The following is a 13876-nucleotide window of genomic DNA, read 5'->3' as shown; positions in this document are numbered from 1 at the left end:
CGGGGTCACGACCCATCCGAGGCTCCGGCTGCGCCGAACCCCCTGTGGAACATCTGCCGAGACCGACGACACGAGGACTGACGATGACGAACCCCTTCGACGACGACGCCGCCCGCTTCCGAGTTCTCGTGAACGACGTGGACCAGCACTCCCTGTGGCCCGAGTTCGCCGACGTGCCGAACGGCTGGGTCGCGGTGTTCGGACCCGCGGCGCGCACGGAGGCCCTGGACTACGTGACCGAGAACTGGCGGGACATCACCCCCGTGACGGTCGGCGAGCGCGCCGCCTCGTGATCACGATCGACGGCCTGACCAAGCGCTTCGGCGACTTCCAGGCCCTGGCGGGGGTCGACCTGACGGTGCCGGAGGGCAGCGTGCAGGGCCTGCTCGGCCCGAACGGCGCCGGGAAGACCACCACCGTCCGCGTGCTGACGACGCTGCTCGAGCCCGACGAGGGCAAGGTTCTCGTGGCCGGCCACGACGTGCGGACCCAGGGCCACGAGGTGCGGCGGAACCTCGGGGTCTCCGGGCAGTACGCCGCGGTCGACGACAAGCTCAGCGGCTACGAGAACCTCACGATGGTCGGGGAGCTCTACGGCATGCGCCGTCGGGACGCCCGGGCGCGGGCCCGCGAGCTGCTGCGCGACTTCCGGCTCGACGACGTCTCCGACTCCAAGCGGGCCGGGACGTACTCGGGCGGGATGCGGCGTCGCCTCGACCTCGCCGGAGCCATCGTGGCCCGGCCCCCCGTCGTGATCTTGGACGAGCCGACCACCGGGCTCGACCCGCGCGGTCGTCGTGACACGTGGGACGCGATCGAGTCGCTCGCGACCGCCGGCACCACGGTGCTCCTGACCACGCAGTACCTCGAGGAGGCCGACCAGCTGGCCGACTCGATCGCGGTGATCGACGCTGGCCGGATCATCGCCGAGGGCACCGCGACGGAGCTCAAGGCGCGGGCGGGCGGGGCGTGGATCGACGTCGTGCTGTCGCCAGGTGCCGACGGGGAGCGCGCCCTCGCGGCCGCCCGCCGGATCGCTCGCAGCGCCCGTCTCGACGAGCGGGCGCGCCGCATCACCGCCAGGGCCAGCGGGGGACCCGAGGCCTTCCGCCTGCTCCTGGCCGCCCTCGCGGATGACGGCGTCGACGTCGCCGAGGCCGCGCTGCGGCAGCCGACGCTCGACGAGGTCTTCCTGCGCCTGACCGGCAGTCCCGCCTCCGAGAACGAGGCCTCCGACGAGGAGGCCGCCGACGACGGGACCGCCGGCGAGAACCGAGAGGAGGTGGTCGCATGACGGCGACCATCGCCCCCGTGACCGACCCGACGGACCCGACCACCGACGACGCCGTGCCCGGTGGCCCGCCGCCCGGCTCCGGCGCGCGGCCGGGCGGCGCGTTCGCCCCGCTCGTCTCCGCCGCCCGCGACGGCTGGGTGGTCGCGCGACGCAACGTCGTCAACGTCCGCCGGACACCGGGCGCCCTCGTCACCGGGGTCGCCCAGCCGATCATCTTCGTCCTCATCCTCGCGTTCGTCTTCGGCGGCGCGCTCGGTGGCGATGCCTACCGCGAGTTCCTCATCGGCGGCATCCTCGCCCAGACGCTGACGTTCAACTCCTCCTTTACGGCCGTCTACCTGGCCAAGGACCTCCAGTCCGGTCTGATCGACCGGTTCCGCTCGCTGCCGATGTCGCGCGTCGGCGTGATCCTGGGCCGGACCACCTCGGACCTGGTGACGAGCGGCATCTCGATCGCCGTCATCGTCGCGTGCGGGCTGGCGATCGGCTGGCGGGTGCACACCGACGCCGGACCGGTGCTCGGCGCGTTCGCGCTGCTCGTGCTGTTCGCGTTCGCGACGTCGTGGATCGGCGCCGCCATCGCGCTCACCGCGCGCAGCATGGAGGTCGCGCAGAGCCTCGGCCTCCTGTGGCTGTTCCCCGTGTGCTTCATCTCGGGCGCGTTCGTCTCGGCCGACACCCTGCCCGGCGTGCTGCGGACCATCGCCGAGTGGAACCCCGTGACCGCCGTGGCGACCGCCGTGCGCCAGGGCTTCGGCAACCCGCCCCCCGAGGGCTTCGAGGTCGCCACCGGGTGGGCCGCCCAGAACGCCACGCTGTACGCGTTCGCCTGCTGCATCGCGATCATCGCGATTTTTGCGCCGGTCGCGGTCACGCAGTACCGCCGCATCAGCAAGCGGTGATCGCGCTCCTGGACGCCTCCGTCGAGGAGGTGCTCTCCACCAGCGCCCGGATCGCGCCGCTCGAACAGCTCCTCGACGACGTCGACCTGGCCGCCGCCGCGGCCCGCCGCCGGCCGCAGGACCGCCGCCGCACCCTCGCGGGCCGGGTGGCCCTGCGGCTGCTGGTTTCCGCGCGGACGGGGTGGGACCCCCGCCGGGCGCGCGAGATCGTGATCGATCGGCGCTGCCCCGACTGCGGGGCCCCCACGGTCGACCGCAGACGGTGGGGGTGTCCGTGAGCTCCTCCACCTCCGGCGACCGCGTGCTGGTCGCCGTCGCGGAGGAGGGGGCCGACGTCGGGGTCGACGTCGAGCGGGTGCCGCCCGCGCTCTTCGCCGGCTTCGACGACTACGCCCTCCACCCGACCGAGCGGGCCGACCTCGGACCGGCGGGGGAGCGACCCGGGGCGCGGCTCGGGCGGTGGGTGGCGAAGGAGGCCCTCCTCAAGGCAGCGGGCCTCGGGCTGCGGACACCGCCGCACACGATTCTGCTGCCCCCCCAAGCGCCGGAGCACGCGGCCCCGCGTCGCCACGCCGCGATCGACCCCGCCCACTGGCGACGCCCGCTGGAGGCGCCGTCGCCCGAGCTCGCCGGCATCGCCGTGACGCCGTTGCCCGCGTCCCCCGGGTACCGGTGCGCGATCGCCGCACGCACGCCGGCACGGTTGGAGGCCGTCGCCTCGATCGCCGGAGCCACGCGGTCCGCGACGGTCGATGCCGTAAAGTGGCGTCGGCGCGTTTCCGCGGAACTGACCGGGAACGCACCGACCTGCTCCGGGGGACGTGACCCCCACGACCCGAAGGACTCCCTGTGGCAAGCACGAACGACCTGAAGAACGGCATGGTCCTCAACCTCGAGAACCAGCTCTGGAGCGTCGTGGAGTTCCAGCACGTCAAGCCCGGCAAGGGCCCGGCCTTCGTGCGCACCAAGCTCAAGCACGTCCTGTCGGGCAAGGTCGTCGACAAGACGTTCAACGCGGGCCTCAAGGTCGAGACGGCGAACGTCGACAAGCGCGACATGCAGTACCTGTACAAGGACGGCGAGTCCTTCGTCTTCATGGACTCCAGCGACTACGAGCAGATCTACGTCACCGAGCAGACCGTCGGCGAGGCCGCCCGCTTCCTGCTCGAGAACACCGAGGTCATCGTCGCGCTGCACGAGGGCAACCCGCTCTACGTGGAGCTCCCCGCCTCGATCGTGTTCGAGGTGACCTACACCGAGCCGGGCCTGCAGGGCGACCGCTCGAACGCCGGCACCAAGGCGGCGACGATCGAGACGGGCACCGAGATCCAGGTCCCGCTGTTCGTCGAGATCGGCACCAAGGTCAAGGTCGACACCCGCACGGGTGCCTACCTCGGCCGCGCCTGAGCCCCGGCTGACACCCCGTGCCTGATCGCAGCAAGGACCGGCGGCGCGCGGTCGACCTCCTCTTCGAGGCCGACCAGCGCCGTCGGGCCGGCGACGACGTCGCCATCATCGACCTGCTCGCCCAGCGGATGGCGAACGCGAGCGGTCTGAAGCCGATGCGCACCTACGCCGCCGAGATCATCGAGGGCGTGGCCGAGCACCTCGCGCGCATCGACGAGCTGCTCGAGTCCTACTCGCACGCGTGGACGATCGACCGGATGCCGGCCGTCGACCTCGCGATCCTGAGGATCGGCGTCTGGGAGCTGCTCTACAGCGACGAGGTCCCCGACGCCGTCGCCGTCGAGCAGGCCGTGAACCTCGCCGCCGACCTGTCCACCGACGACTCCCCGGAGTTCGTCAACGGCCTGCTGGGCCAGCTCCAGCGGGTCGCGCCCGCCCTCCGAGACGCCGGGGCCCCCTCGGGGGAGCCGCAGTAGGCTGGGCGGCAGACCACTCCACCTTTAAGCCCGTCCTGTGAGGCGGGGAAGGAGGCAGCCGTGCCGACAACCCGTGTGGTGCTCGAGACCGACGAGATCTCGCGCGCCCTCACCCGCATCGCCCACGAGATCCTCGAGCGCAACCGGGGTCCGGAGGACCTCGTGCTCCTCGGGATCCCGCGCCGGGGCGTCCCGCTCGCCCGTCGCCTCGCGGCCCGGATCGCGCAGGCCGACGCCCGCACCTCCCCGCCGCCCGTCGACGGCACCTCCGCGACGCCGGCGACGCCCGTGCCGGTCGGTGAGATCGACATCACGCTCTACCGCGACGACATCCGCCGCAAGCCGACCCGGGGGCTGACGCCGACGCGGCTGCCCGAGGGCGGCATCGACGAGAAGACCGTGATCCTCGTCGACGACGTGCTCTTCTCCGGCCGCTCGGTCCGCGCCGCGCTCGACGCGCTCGCCGACCTCGGCCGCCCCCGGTCCGTCCAGCTGGTCGCGCTCGTGGATCGGGGTCACCGCCAGCTGCCCATCCGGGCGGACTACGTCGGCAAGAACCTGCCGACGGCCACCAGCGAGCGCGTCCAGGTCGAGCTCGTGGAGACCGACGGCCACGACGCCGTGAGCATCAGCGGAGGTGAGGCGTGATGCGACACCTGCTCTCCACCGCCGAGCTGAGCCGCGACGAGGCCGTGGCGCTCCTCGACACGGCCGAGGCGATGGCGCAGACGCAGTCGCGCCACATCAAGAAGCTCCCCGCGCTGCGCGGGCTGACGATCGTCAACCTGTTCTTCGAGGACTCCACGCGCACCCGGATCTCCTTCGAGGCCGCCGCCAAGCGGCTCTCGGCCGACGTCATCAACTTCTCCGCCAAGGGGTCGAGCGTCTCCAAGGGCGAGTCGCTGAAGGACACCGCCCAGACGCTGCGGGCCATCGGGGCCGACGCGGTCGTGGTGCGCCACCCGTCGTCGGGCGCCCCGCACCGGCTCGCGCACGCGGGGTGGATCGACACCCCCGTCGTCAACGCGGGGGACGGGATGCACCAGCACCCGACGCAGGCCCTGCTGGACGCGTTCACGCTGCGCCGCCACCTCGCCGAGGGTCGCGGTGACCTCGCCGGGCGCCACGTCGTCGTGGTCGGGGACGTGCTGCACTCCCGCGTCGCCCGCTCCAACGTCGACCTGCTCGCCACGCTCGGCGCCCGGGTCACGCTGGTGGCGCCGCCCACGCTGCTGCCGATCGGCGTGGAGGCGTGGCCGTGCGCCGTCTCCTTCGACCTCGACGCGACCCTGACCGACGACGTCGACGCCGTCATGATGCTGCGCGTCCAGCGCGAGCGGATGACGAGCGGCTTCTTCCCGTCCGAGCGCGAGTACGCGCGGCGGTACGGGCTCGACGGCACCCGCGTGGACCGTCTGCCCGAGCACACCCTGGTGCTCCACCCCGGCCCGATGAACCGCGGCCTGGAGATCTCGGCCGAGGCCGCCGACTCGCCCCGCTCCACCGTCGTGGAGCAGGTCGCGAACGGGGTCTCGGTCCGCATGGCCGTTCTGTACACACTGCTCGCGGGTGACCTCGCGGGCGAGGGAGAGGCATGATGCCCGGCTACCTGCTCCGTTCCGTCGCGCCCCTGGGCGGCGAGCGCACCGACCTCCTGCTGCGGGACGGGGTGATCGTCGCCGTCGGCGGTGACGCCGCCGCGCAGGCGGGGTCCGACGACGTCGTGGTGGACGGCGACGGTCTCGTCGCGCTGCCGGGGCTCGTGGACCTGCACACCCACCTGCGCGAGCCGGGCCGCGAGGACACCGAGACCGTCGCGAGCGGCACCCGCGCCGCGGCGGCCGGCGGGTTCACGGCCGTGCACGCGATGGCGAACACCGCTCCCGTCGCCGACACCGCCGGCGTCGTGGAGCAGGTCTGGCGCCTCGGCCGCGACGCCGGCTGGGCCGACGTCCGCCCGGTGGGCGCCGTGACGATCGGGCTCGCGGGGGAGCGGCTGGCCGAGCTCGGCGCGATGGCCACGTCCGCCGCCGCGGTGCGCGTCTTCTCCGACGACGGCAAGTGCGTCTGGGACCCGGTCCTGATGCGTCGCGCGCTGGAGTACACGCGGGCGTTCGACGGCGTCGTGGCCCAGCACGCGCAGGAGCCGCGCCTCACCGAGGGCGCCCAGATGCACGAGGGCGTCGTCTCGGCGCAGATCGGCCTGACCGGCTGGCCCGCGGTGGCGGAGGAGGCGATCATCGCCCGCGACGTCCTGCTCGCCGAGCACGTCGGCGGTCGCCTGCACGTGCAGCACCTGTCCACCGCCGGCAGCGTCGACATCGTGCGCTGGGCCAAGGCGCGCGGCATCGCGGTCACGGCCGAGGCCACGCCGCACCACCTGCTGCTGACGGACGAGCTCGCGCGCACCTACGACCCCGTCTACAAGGTCAACCCGCCGCTGCGGACGGCCGAGGACGTGCACGCGGTGCGCGCGGGCCTCGCCGACGGCACGATCGACATCGTCGCCACCGACCACGCCCCGCACGCCGTGCAGGACAAGGACTGCGAGTGGGCGGCCGCCGCGTTCGGCATGACGGGCCTGGAGACCTGCCTCTCGGTGGTGGCGCAGGTGATGGTCGAGGACGGCCCCTTCGGCTGGGACGACGTCGCTCGCGTGCTCTCGGTGACGCCGGCGAGCATCGGACGGGTGGCCGACCACGGCCGCCCGATCGCCGTCGGTGAGCCTGCCAACCTCACGCTCGTCGACCCGGCCGCGCGCCGCACGATCGACCCGCGCGCCCAGCAGACGGCCAGCCGCAACTCCCCGTTCGCTGGTCACGACCTGCCCGCCGAGGTCCGCTGGACGTTCCTGCGCGGCCGCGCCACGATCGCCGACGGCGTGCCCGTGCCCGCCGACGGGGCCACCGCGTGAGCCGCCCGTTCGCCGTCGCCCTCCTCGCGCTGATCGGCCTCGCGCTGCTCGCGGCGATGTGGTTCGGCTGGCGCGCCCGCGCGGCGCGCACCGCCGGCGTCGCCGCCCCCACGAGCGAGCCGGTCGCCGCCGCCACCCTGGTGGTGGAGGGCGTCTACGTCTCCACGACGACGGCGGGGGACTGGCTCGACCGGATCGCTGCCGACGGACTCGGCGTGCGCTCGCCCGTCCAGGTCGAGGTCGGGCCCGACGGCGTGTGGCTGCGCCGACGCGGCGCCCCCGACGTCGCCATCCCGTCCGCCGACCTGCGCGGCGCCCGCCGCGAGAACGGCATCGCCGGCAAGGTGACGGGCGGCGGCGGCCTCGTCGTCGTGCGCTGGCAGCGCGAGGACCGCGAGCTCGACACGGGGCTGCGGACCCGGTTCGCCGTCGACCGCGACCCGCTGATCGCGGCGGTCAACGCGCTCACCCCCGGGGCCGCCGCCCCGGCCTCTGGACCGACGGGCGAACCGACGGCCGACGTCACCGGCACCACCTCTCCGACCTCATCGACCTCCCCGGCGGCGACCCCGCCCACCACCGGCGGCGACGCCGCAACCGAGAAGAAGGACAGCGCATGAGTGGCCCCACCGACGCCTCCGCCCTGCTGGTGCTGGAGGACGGCACCCACCTCGTCGGCCGCGCCTGGGGGGCGCGCGGTCAGACGCTGGGCGAGATCGTCTTCTCCACCGGGATGACCGGGTACCAGGAGACGATCACCGACCCGAGCTACCACCGCCAGATCGTCGTCATGACGGCGCCGCACATCGGCAACACGGGCGTCAACGATGAGGACCCGGAGTCCTCTCGGATCTGGGTCGCGGGCTTCGTGGTCCGCGACCCCGCGCGCACGCCGTCCAGCTGGCGCTCGACCGCGACCCTGGACGACCGGCTCGTCGAGCAGGGGGCCGTCGGGATCAGCGAGGTCGACACCCGCGCCCTCACGCGCCACCTGCGGACCGCGGGCTCGATGCGCGCCGGCATCTTCTCCGGCGACGCCCTGCCGGCCCACCCCGGGCAGGCGGGGATCGACGAGCTCGTCGAGCGCGTCCGCCAGGCGCCCGCGATGGCGGGAGCCGACCTGGCGCGCGAGGTCACGACGTCGGAGGCCTACGTCGTCGAGCCCGTCGCCGGCGGCGAGCCGCGCGGGACCGTCGTCGCGGTCGACCTCGGCATCAAGGACATGACACCGCAGCGGATGGCCGAGCGCGGGCTGCGCGTCGTCGTCGTCCCCACCGGGTCCACGCTCGAGGAGATCCGATCCCACGAGCCCGACGCCGTCTTCTTCTCCAACGGTCCCGGCGACCCGGCCGCCGCGGAGGCGGAGGTGGACCTGCTGCGCGGGGTCCTGGACGCCGGCATCCCGTACTTCGGCATCTGCTTCGGCAACCAGATCCTCGGCCGCGCGCTGGGCTACGGCACCTACAAGCTGACGTTCGGCCACCGCGGCATCAACCAGCCGGTCAAGGACGTCCGCACCGGCAAGGTCGAGATCACGGCGCACAACCACGGGTTCGCCGTCGACGCCCCGCTGGGCGAGCCGAGCACCGCCCCGCACGACGGCGGCCGCTACGGCCGCGTGATCGTCTCGCACGTCGGGCTGAACGACGACGTGGTCGAGGGCCTGGAGTGCCTCGACATCCCGGCCTTCTCCGTCCAGTACCACCCGGAGGCCGCCGCCGGACCGCACGACGCCGCCTACCTGTTCGACCGGCTCGGCGAGCTCGTCGACCGGCGCCGGAGCGGCGAGGTCCGACCGGCCGACGCCTCCGCCCTCCCGGCCCCCGATGGCTCCACCACCCCCGCTGCTCCCGAGGAGAACGCCTGATGCCCCGCCGTTCCGACCTGCGCTCGGTCCTCGTGATCGGGTCCGGTCCCATCGTCATCGGCCAGGCCGCCGAGTTCGACTACTCCGGGACGCAGGCGTGCCGCGTGCTGCGCGAGGAGGGCCTGCGGGTCATCCTCGTCAACTCCAACCCGGCCACGATCATGACCGACCCCGAGTTCGCCGACGCCACCTACGTCGAGCCGATCACGCCCGAGGTCGTCGCGAGCATCATCGCCAAGGAGAAGCCGGACGCGCTGCTGCCGACCCTCGGTGGTCAGACGGCGCTGAACACGGCGATCGCGCTCGACGAGGCCGGGGTCCTGGCCGAGCACGGCGTCGAGCTCATCGGCGCCAACATCGCCTCGATCCACCTCGCCGAGGACCGCCAGCAGTTCAAGGGCGTCGTCGAGCGCTGCGGTGCCGAGTCGGCGCGCAGCACGATCTGCCACACGATGGACGAGGTGCTCCTCGCCGTCGAGGACCTCGGCTACCCGCTCGTGGTCCGCCCCTCCTTCACCATGGGCGGCCTCGGCTCCGGCATCGCCTACGACGAGGCCGAGCTGCGCCAGATCGCCGGCCAGGGCCTGCACTACTCGCCGACCACCGAGGTGCTCCTGGAGGAGTCCATCCTCGGCTGGAAGGAGTTCGAGCTCGAGCTCATGCGCGACCGGAACGACAACGTCGTGGTCGTCTGCTCGATCGAGAACCTCGACCCGGTCGGCGTCCACACGGGCGACTCGATCACCGTCGCGCCCGCGATGACGCTCACCGACCGCGAGTACCAGAAGCTGCGCGACGTCGGCATCGCGATCATCCGCGAGGTCGGTGTGGACACCGGTGGCTGCAACGTGCAGTTCGCCGTCCACCCCACCACGGGCCGCGTCGTCGTCATCGAGATGAACCCGCGCGTCTCGCGCTCCTCGGCGCTGGCGTCCAAGGCGACGGGCTTCCCGATCGCCAAGATCGCCGCCCGTCTCGCGATCGGCTACACGCTCGACGAGATCCCCAACGACATCACGGGCTCCACCCCGGCGAGCTTCGAGCCGACGCTCGACTACGTCGTGGTCAAGGTGCCGCGGTTCGCGTTCGAGAAGTTCCCGGCGGCCGACGCCCGTCTGACGACCACCATGAAGTCGGTCGGCGAGGCGATGGCCATGGGCCGCAACTTCACCGAGGCGCTGAACAAGGCGCTGCGCTCGATCGACACCGCCGGTGCCGGCCTGCACTGGCGCGGTGAGCGTCCCGACCCCGAGGCCACGGCCGTGCTCATCGAGAAGAGCAGGACCGCGACGGCCGAGCGCCTGGTCCAGGTGCAGCAGGCGATCCGGGGCGGTGCGACGCCCGCGGAGCTGTTCGAGGCGACGGCGATCGACCCGTGGTTCCTCGACCAGCTGTTCCTGCTGCAGGAGGTGGCCGACGAGATCGCGGCCGCGCCCGCGCTGGGCGAGGGCGTGCTGCGGCGCGCCAAGCGGCACGGGTTCTCCGACGTCCAGATCGGTGAGATCCGTCGCCTCGCGGAGGAGACGGTCCGCGAGGTCCGCCTCGCCTACGGGCTGCGCCCCGTCTACAAGACGGTCGACACCTGCGCCGCCGAGTTCGAGGCGCGCACGCCCTACCACTACAGCTCGTACGACTCCGAGACCGAGGTGCAGCCGCGGACCCGCCCGGCCGTGATCATCCTCGGCTCCGGTCCCAACCGGATCGGGCAGGGGATCGAGTTCGACTACTCGTGCGTGCACGCCGCGCTGGCGCTCAAGGGCACGTACGAGACGATCATGATCAACTGCAACCCGGAGACGGTCTCGACCGACTACGACACCGCCGACCGCCTCTACTTCGAGCCGCTGACGTTCGAGGACGTCGTGGAGATCTACGAGGCCGAGCTCGCCGTCGGACCGGTCGCGGGCGTCATCGTCCAGCTCGGTGGCCAGACGCCGCTGGCGCTGGCCGACCGGCTCGCGAGGGCGGGGCTGCCGATCTGGGGCACCTCGCCCGAGGCGATCGACGCCGCGGAGGATCGCGGGATCTTCGGCGGCGTGCTCGTCGCCGCCGGCCTCCCGGCGCCGGCGTTCGGCACGGCGACGTCGCTCCCGCAGGCGCTGGAGGTGGCGGAGCGCGTGGGCTACCCCGTGCTCGTGCGGCCCAGCTACGTGCTCGGCGGCCGCGGCATGGAGATCGTCTACGACGCCGAGCAGCTCGCCGACTACGTCCGCCGCTCCACCCCCGTCACGGGCGAGGGCGCCGAGGTGTTCGCGGCCCCGGTGCTCATCGACCGGTTTCTCGACGAGGCGATCGAGATCGACGTCGACGCGCTGTACGACGGTGAGGAGCTCTACCTCGGTGGGATCATGGAGCACATCGAGGAGGCCGGCATCCACTCGGGCGACTCGGCCTGCGTGCTCCCGTCCGTGACGCTCTCGCGCCGCGAGGTCGACCGCATCCGCACCTCGACCGAGGCGATCGCCCGCGGCGTGGGCGTGCGCGGCCTGCTCAACGTCCAGTACGCGCTCTCCTCCGACATCCTGTACGTGCTCGAGGCCAACCCACGCGCCTCGCGCACCGTGCCGTTCGTGGCCAAGGCCACCGGCGTGCAGCTCGCCCAGGCGGCGGCGCTGGTGATGTCGGGCGTGCCGATCGCGCAGCTGCGTGACGACGGCCTGCTGCCGGTGCTCGACGGCGCCCACGTGCCCACCGACTCGCCCGTGGCCGTCAAGGAGGCCGTGCTCCCGTTCAAGCGGTTCCGCACCGCCGCCGGCGACGTCGTGGACACCGTGCTGGGCCCGGAGATGCGCTCGACGGGCGAGGTCATGGGTTTCGACGTCGACGTGCCGCTCGCGTTCGCCAAGTCGCAGGCGGCCGCCTACGGCGGGCTCCCGACCACGGGGCGCGTGTTCGTGTCGGTGGCCGACCGGGACAAGCGCTCGATCGTATTCCCGGTCGCCCGCCTGGTGGAGCTCGGCTTCGAGATCCTCGCCACGACCGGTACGGCCGACGTGCTGCGCCGGTACGGCATCGAGACCACGCTCGTGCGCAAGGCGTCCGACGGTCCGGGGCCCGACGGCGAGCGGACGGTGCTCGACATGATCCTCGCCAGCGAGATCGACATGGTCGTCAACACCCCCAACGGCCAGGGCGCGCGTGCCGACGGCTACGACATCCGCACGGCGACCACCGCCGTCGACAAGCCGATCGTCACGACCATCCAGCAGTTCGCCATGGCCGTGCTGGCCATCGAGGCGATCCGGCGCGGGCCGTTCTCGGTCCGCTCGCTGCAGGACTTCAACGCCGAGCGGGCCGCGAAGCTGGCGGCCTCGGCGTGAGGCCGTTCGGCGAGCGGCTCGCGGCGGCGATCGACGCCAGGGGCCGGCTGACCGTCGGGATCGATCCCCACGCGTCGCTGCTCGCCGCGTGGGGGCTGGGCGACGACGTCGCGGGGCTGCGCGAGTTCTCGCTGCGCTGCGTCGAGGCCCTGGCCCCGCACGTGGCCGCCCTGAAGCCGCAGGCGGCGTTCTACGAGCGCCACGGGTCCGCGGGCCTGGCGGTCCTGGAGGAGGCCGTCGCGGCCGCCCGCGCCGCCGACGTCCTCACGATCGTGGACGCCAAGCGCGGCGACATCGGCTCGACGATGCAGGGCTACGCGGACGCGTTCCTGCGTGAGGGCTCGCCGCTGGCGGGCGACGCCGTCACGCTCTCGCCGTACCTCGGTCCCGGGTCGCTGGACCCGGCGATCGCGACGGCGCGGGAGAACGGCCGCGGCGTCTTCGTCCTCTGCCTGACCTCCAACCCCGAGGGGGCGCAGGTGCAGCACGCCCGCGTGGCCTCGGGGGAGAGCGTCGCCGGACTGGTGGCGGCCGCCGCGGCCCGCGCGAACGCGCAGGAGCGCGCCGCGGGTGCACCCCTGGGGAGCGTCGGCCTCGTCGTCGGCGCGACCGTCCGCGACGCCGCCGTCGAGCTCGGCGTCGACCTCGAGGCCGTCGGGGGACCGCTGCTGGTACCCGGCTTCGGGGCGCAGGGCGGGACGGCGGCCGACGTGCGCGCCGTCGTCGGCTCGGCCTGGTCCGCCTCGCTGCCGTCGACCTCGCGTGGTGTGCTGGGGGCGGGTCCGGACGCCGCCGGCCTCGTCGCGGCGGCGCAGCAGGCCCGACGAGACCTCGAGGAGACCGTGTGACCGAGCACGACGAGGCCGCGGCCGCCGCCCCCGACGGGGTCGTCGACCTCGACCCGCAGGGCGTCACCCTGGCCATCGACGGCACGTGGAACGATCGCGACGCCGCCGCGCTGGGAGGGGTCGCGCCCGGCGTGCTGCTGCGGTCGGCGGCCCTGGCCGGGCTCACCGACGCCGGTCGAGACCGGCTGACCGCGCTGGGCGTGACCGACGTCGTCGACCTGCGGAGCGACGACGAGGCGGCCCGTCAGGGCGCGGACGCCGTGCCTGCGGGCGTCACCGTCCACCGGCTCCCGATCGCCCCGGGGGCGCCCTCGCGGGGCAGCTGTCCGGCACGGCGCCCGACGCCGAGGCGATGGACCGCTTCGCCCGGCTCCTGAGCACGCCCGGCTGGGCCCAGGAGCTGATGACCGGGATCTACCACGAGGTCGTCACCGACCCCGTGGCCGTCGCCCAGCTCGGTCGCGGGCTGCGGATCGTCGCGGACGCGCCGGGCGCCGTCGTCGTCCACTGCTCCGCGGGCAAGGACCGCACGGGTCTGCTCGTGGCGATCGCCGCGCTGCTGGCCGGTGCGTCGCCGGAGGCCGTCGAGGCGGACTTCGTCTACTCCAACCACGCCTCGTCCTCGCAGCGCGCGGTCGTCCCGTCCGTGCCGGGCCTCGACCCTGCGCTCCTCGACCCGCTGCTCGGGGTCGACGTCACGGCCCTGAGGTCGGCGCTGGCCGCCGTGCAGGACGCGCACGGCAGCCTCGAGACGTTCGCCGCGACGGCGGGGCTGGACGCCCCGACGCTGTCGCGGCTCGAGCAGCGGCTGCGCCCCGAGGTCTGACCGTCGCACGTTGCCGCTCGCG

At 73.6% G+C, this 13876-nt stretch carries 16 protein-coding genes; all 16 read left to right on the top strand.

Going from position 1 to position 13876, the window contains the following annotated elements; genetic code table 11:
* The first annotated feature begins 83 nt into the window (after nucleotides 1-83).
* From C8046_RS02520 to C8046_RS02450, 16 genes are read left to right on the top strand one after another with little or no spacing between them, the layout of a single operon-like run.
* On the top strand, nucleotides 84-293 hold the full coding sequence (locus C8046_RS02520; RefSeq protein ID WP_109228127.1) for an MbtH family protein: 210 nt from the start codon (nucleotides 84-86) through the stop codon (nucleotides 291-293).
* On the top strand, nucleotides 290-1294 hold the full coding sequence (locus C8046_RS02515; RefSeq protein ID WP_109228126.1) for an ATP-binding cassette domain-containing protein: 1005 nt from the start codon (nucleotides 290-292) through the stop codon (nucleotides 1292-1294). Before C8046_RS02520 ends, C8046_RS02515 begins: the two co-directional genes overlap by 4 nt.
* Nucleotides 1291-2196: an ABC transporter permease gene (locus C8046_RS02510; RefSeq protein ID WP_235866040.1), complete on the top strand. Its 906-nt coding sequence runs from the start codon at nucleotides 1291-1293 to the stop codon at nucleotides 2194-2196. Before C8046_RS02515 ends, C8046_RS02510 begins: the two co-directional genes overlap by 4 nt.
* Nucleotides 2193-2474 (top strand): hypothetical protein, encoded by a 282-nt coding sequence (locus C8046_RS18305; RefSeq protein WP_158277112.1) that lies wholly within the window; start codon nucleotides 2193-2195, stop codon nucleotides 2472-2474. The genes C8046_RS02510 and C8046_RS18305 overlap by 4 nt, the downstream gene beginning before the upstream one ends.
* Nucleotides 2471-3067 carry a 4'-phosphopantetheinyl transferase family protein gene (locus tag C8046_RS02505; protein ID WP_158277111.1) on the top strand — a complete coding sequence of 199 codons (597 nt, stop codon included), beginning with the start codon at nucleotides 2471-2473 and terminating at the stop codon, nucleotides 3065-3067. Before C8046_RS18305 ends, C8046_RS02505 begins: the two co-directional genes overlap by 4 nt.
* Nucleotides 3046-3603: an elongation factor P gene (efp, locus tag C8046_RS02500; protein ID WP_109228124.1), complete on the top strand. Its 558-nt coding sequence runs from the start codon at nucleotides 3046-3048 to the stop codon at nucleotides 3601-3603. Before C8046_RS02505 ends, efp begins: the two co-directional genes overlap by 22 nt.
* Nucleotides 3604-3620: 17 nt before the next feature.
* Nucleotides 3621-4079, top strand: coding sequence for a transcription antitermination factor NusB (gene nusB, locus C8046_RS02495; protein ID WP_109228123.1), 459 nt, complete (start codon nucleotides 3621-3623; stop codon nucleotides 4077-4079).
* A 60-nt stretch (nucleotides 4080-4139) separates the two neighbouring features.
* Nucleotides 4140-4727 carry a bifunctional pyr operon transcriptional regulator/uracil phosphoribosyltransferase PyrR gene (pyrR, locus tag C8046_RS02490; RefSeq protein WP_109228122.1) on the top strand — a complete coding sequence of 196 codons (588 nt, stop codon included), beginning with the start codon at nucleotides 4140-4142 and terminating at the stop codon, nucleotides 4725-4727.
* A complete protein-coding gene (locus C8046_RS02485; RefSeq protein WP_199224373.1) occupies nucleotides 4727-5677 on the top strand; it encodes an aspartate carbamoyltransferase catalytic subunit in 951 nt (316 codons plus the stop codon). Before pyrR ends, C8046_RS02485 begins: the two co-directional genes overlap by 1 nt.
* Nucleotides 5677-6993, top strand: coding sequence for a dihydroorotase (locus C8046_RS02480; RefSeq protein WP_109228120.1), 1317 nt, complete (start codon nucleotides 5677-5679; stop codon nucleotides 6991-6993). The genes C8046_RS02485 and C8046_RS02480 overlap by 1 nt, the downstream gene beginning before the upstream one ends.
* Nucleotides 6990-7613, top strand: coding sequence for a hypothetical protein (locus C8046_RS02475; protein WP_235866039.1), 624 nt, complete (start codon nucleotides 6990-6992; stop codon nucleotides 7611-7613). Before C8046_RS02480 ends, C8046_RS02475 begins: the two co-directional genes overlap by 4 nt.
* The gene (gene carA, locus C8046_RS02470) at nucleotides 7610-8860 is read left to right on the top strand and encodes a glutamine-hydrolyzing carbamoyl-phosphate synthase small subunit (protein ID WP_109228119.1); all 1251 of its coding nucleotides are present in this window, start codon (nucleotides 7610-7612) and stop codon (nucleotides 8858-8860) included. Before C8046_RS02475 ends, carA begins: the two co-directional genes overlap by 4 nt.
* A complete protein-coding gene (carB, locus tag C8046_RS02465) occupies nucleotides 8860-12180 on the top strand; it encodes a carbamoyl-phosphate synthase large subunit (protein ID WP_109228118.1) in 3321 nt (1106 codons plus the stop codon). The genes carA and carB overlap by 1 nt, the downstream gene beginning before the upstream one ends.
* A complete protein-coding gene (gene pyrF, locus C8046_RS02460) occupies nucleotides 12177-13028 on the top strand; it encodes an orotidine-5'-phosphate decarboxylase (RefSeq protein WP_109228117.1) in 852 nt (283 codons plus the stop codon). Before carB ends, pyrF begins: the two co-directional genes overlap by 4 nt.
* The gene (locus C8046_RS19670) at nucleotides 13025-13405 is read left to right on the top strand and encodes a tyrosine-protein phosphatase (RefSeq protein WP_158277110.1); all 381 of its coding nucleotides are present in this window, start codon (nucleotides 13025-13027) and stop codon (nucleotides 13403-13405) included. The genes pyrF and C8046_RS19670 overlap by 4 nt, the downstream gene beginning before the upstream one ends.
* Nucleotides 13381-13854, top strand: a complete 474-nt coding sequence (locus tag C8046_RS02450; protein WP_109228115.1) for a tyrosine-protein phosphatase — start codon at nucleotides 13381-13383, stop codon at nucleotides 13852-13854. Before C8046_RS19670 ends, C8046_RS02450 begins: the two co-directional genes overlap by 25 nt.
* The last annotated feature ends 22 nt before the right edge of the window (nucleotides 13855-13876 follow it).

The sequence above is a fragment of the Serinibacter arcticus genome, assembly GCF_003121705.1.
Classification (GTDB): domain Bacteria; phylum Actinomycetota; class Actinomycetes; order Actinomycetales; family Beutenbergiaceae; genus Litorihabitans.
The sequence above is the reverse complement of the archived record's forward strand: the minus strand, read 5'-3'. Positions and strand labels throughout refer to the sequence as shown.

Bases quoted from the DNA above. Each gene is read 5' to 3' on its own strand.
- C8046_RS02520 (WP_109228127.1), top strand. From the start codon at position 84: ATGACGAACCCCTTCGACGACGACGCCGCCCGCTTCCGAGTTCTCGTG.
- C8046_RS02510 (WP_235866040.1), top strand. From the start codon at position 1,291: ATGACGGCGACCATCGCCCCCGTGACCGACCCGACGGACCCGACCACC.
- C8046_RS02485 (WP_199224373.1), top strand. From the start codon at position 4,727: ATGCGACACCTGCTCTCCACCGCCGAGCTGAGCCGCGACGAGGCCGTG.
- C8046_RS02480 (WP_109228120.1), top strand. From the start codon at position 5,677: ATGCCCGGCTACCTGCTCCGTTCCGTCGCGCCCCTGGGCGGCGAGCGC.
- carA (WP_109228119.1), top strand. From the start codon at position 7,610: ATGAGTGGCCCCACCGACGCCTCCGCCCTGCTGGTGCTGGAGGACGGC.
- carB (WP_109228118.1), top strand. From the start codon at position 8,860: ATGCCCCGCCGTTCCGACCTGCGCTCGGTCCTCGTGATCGGGTCCGGT.
- C8046_RS02450 (WP_109228115.1), top strand. From the start codon at position 13,381: ATGGACCGCTTCGCCCGGCTCCTGAGCACGCCCGGCTGGGCCCAGGAG.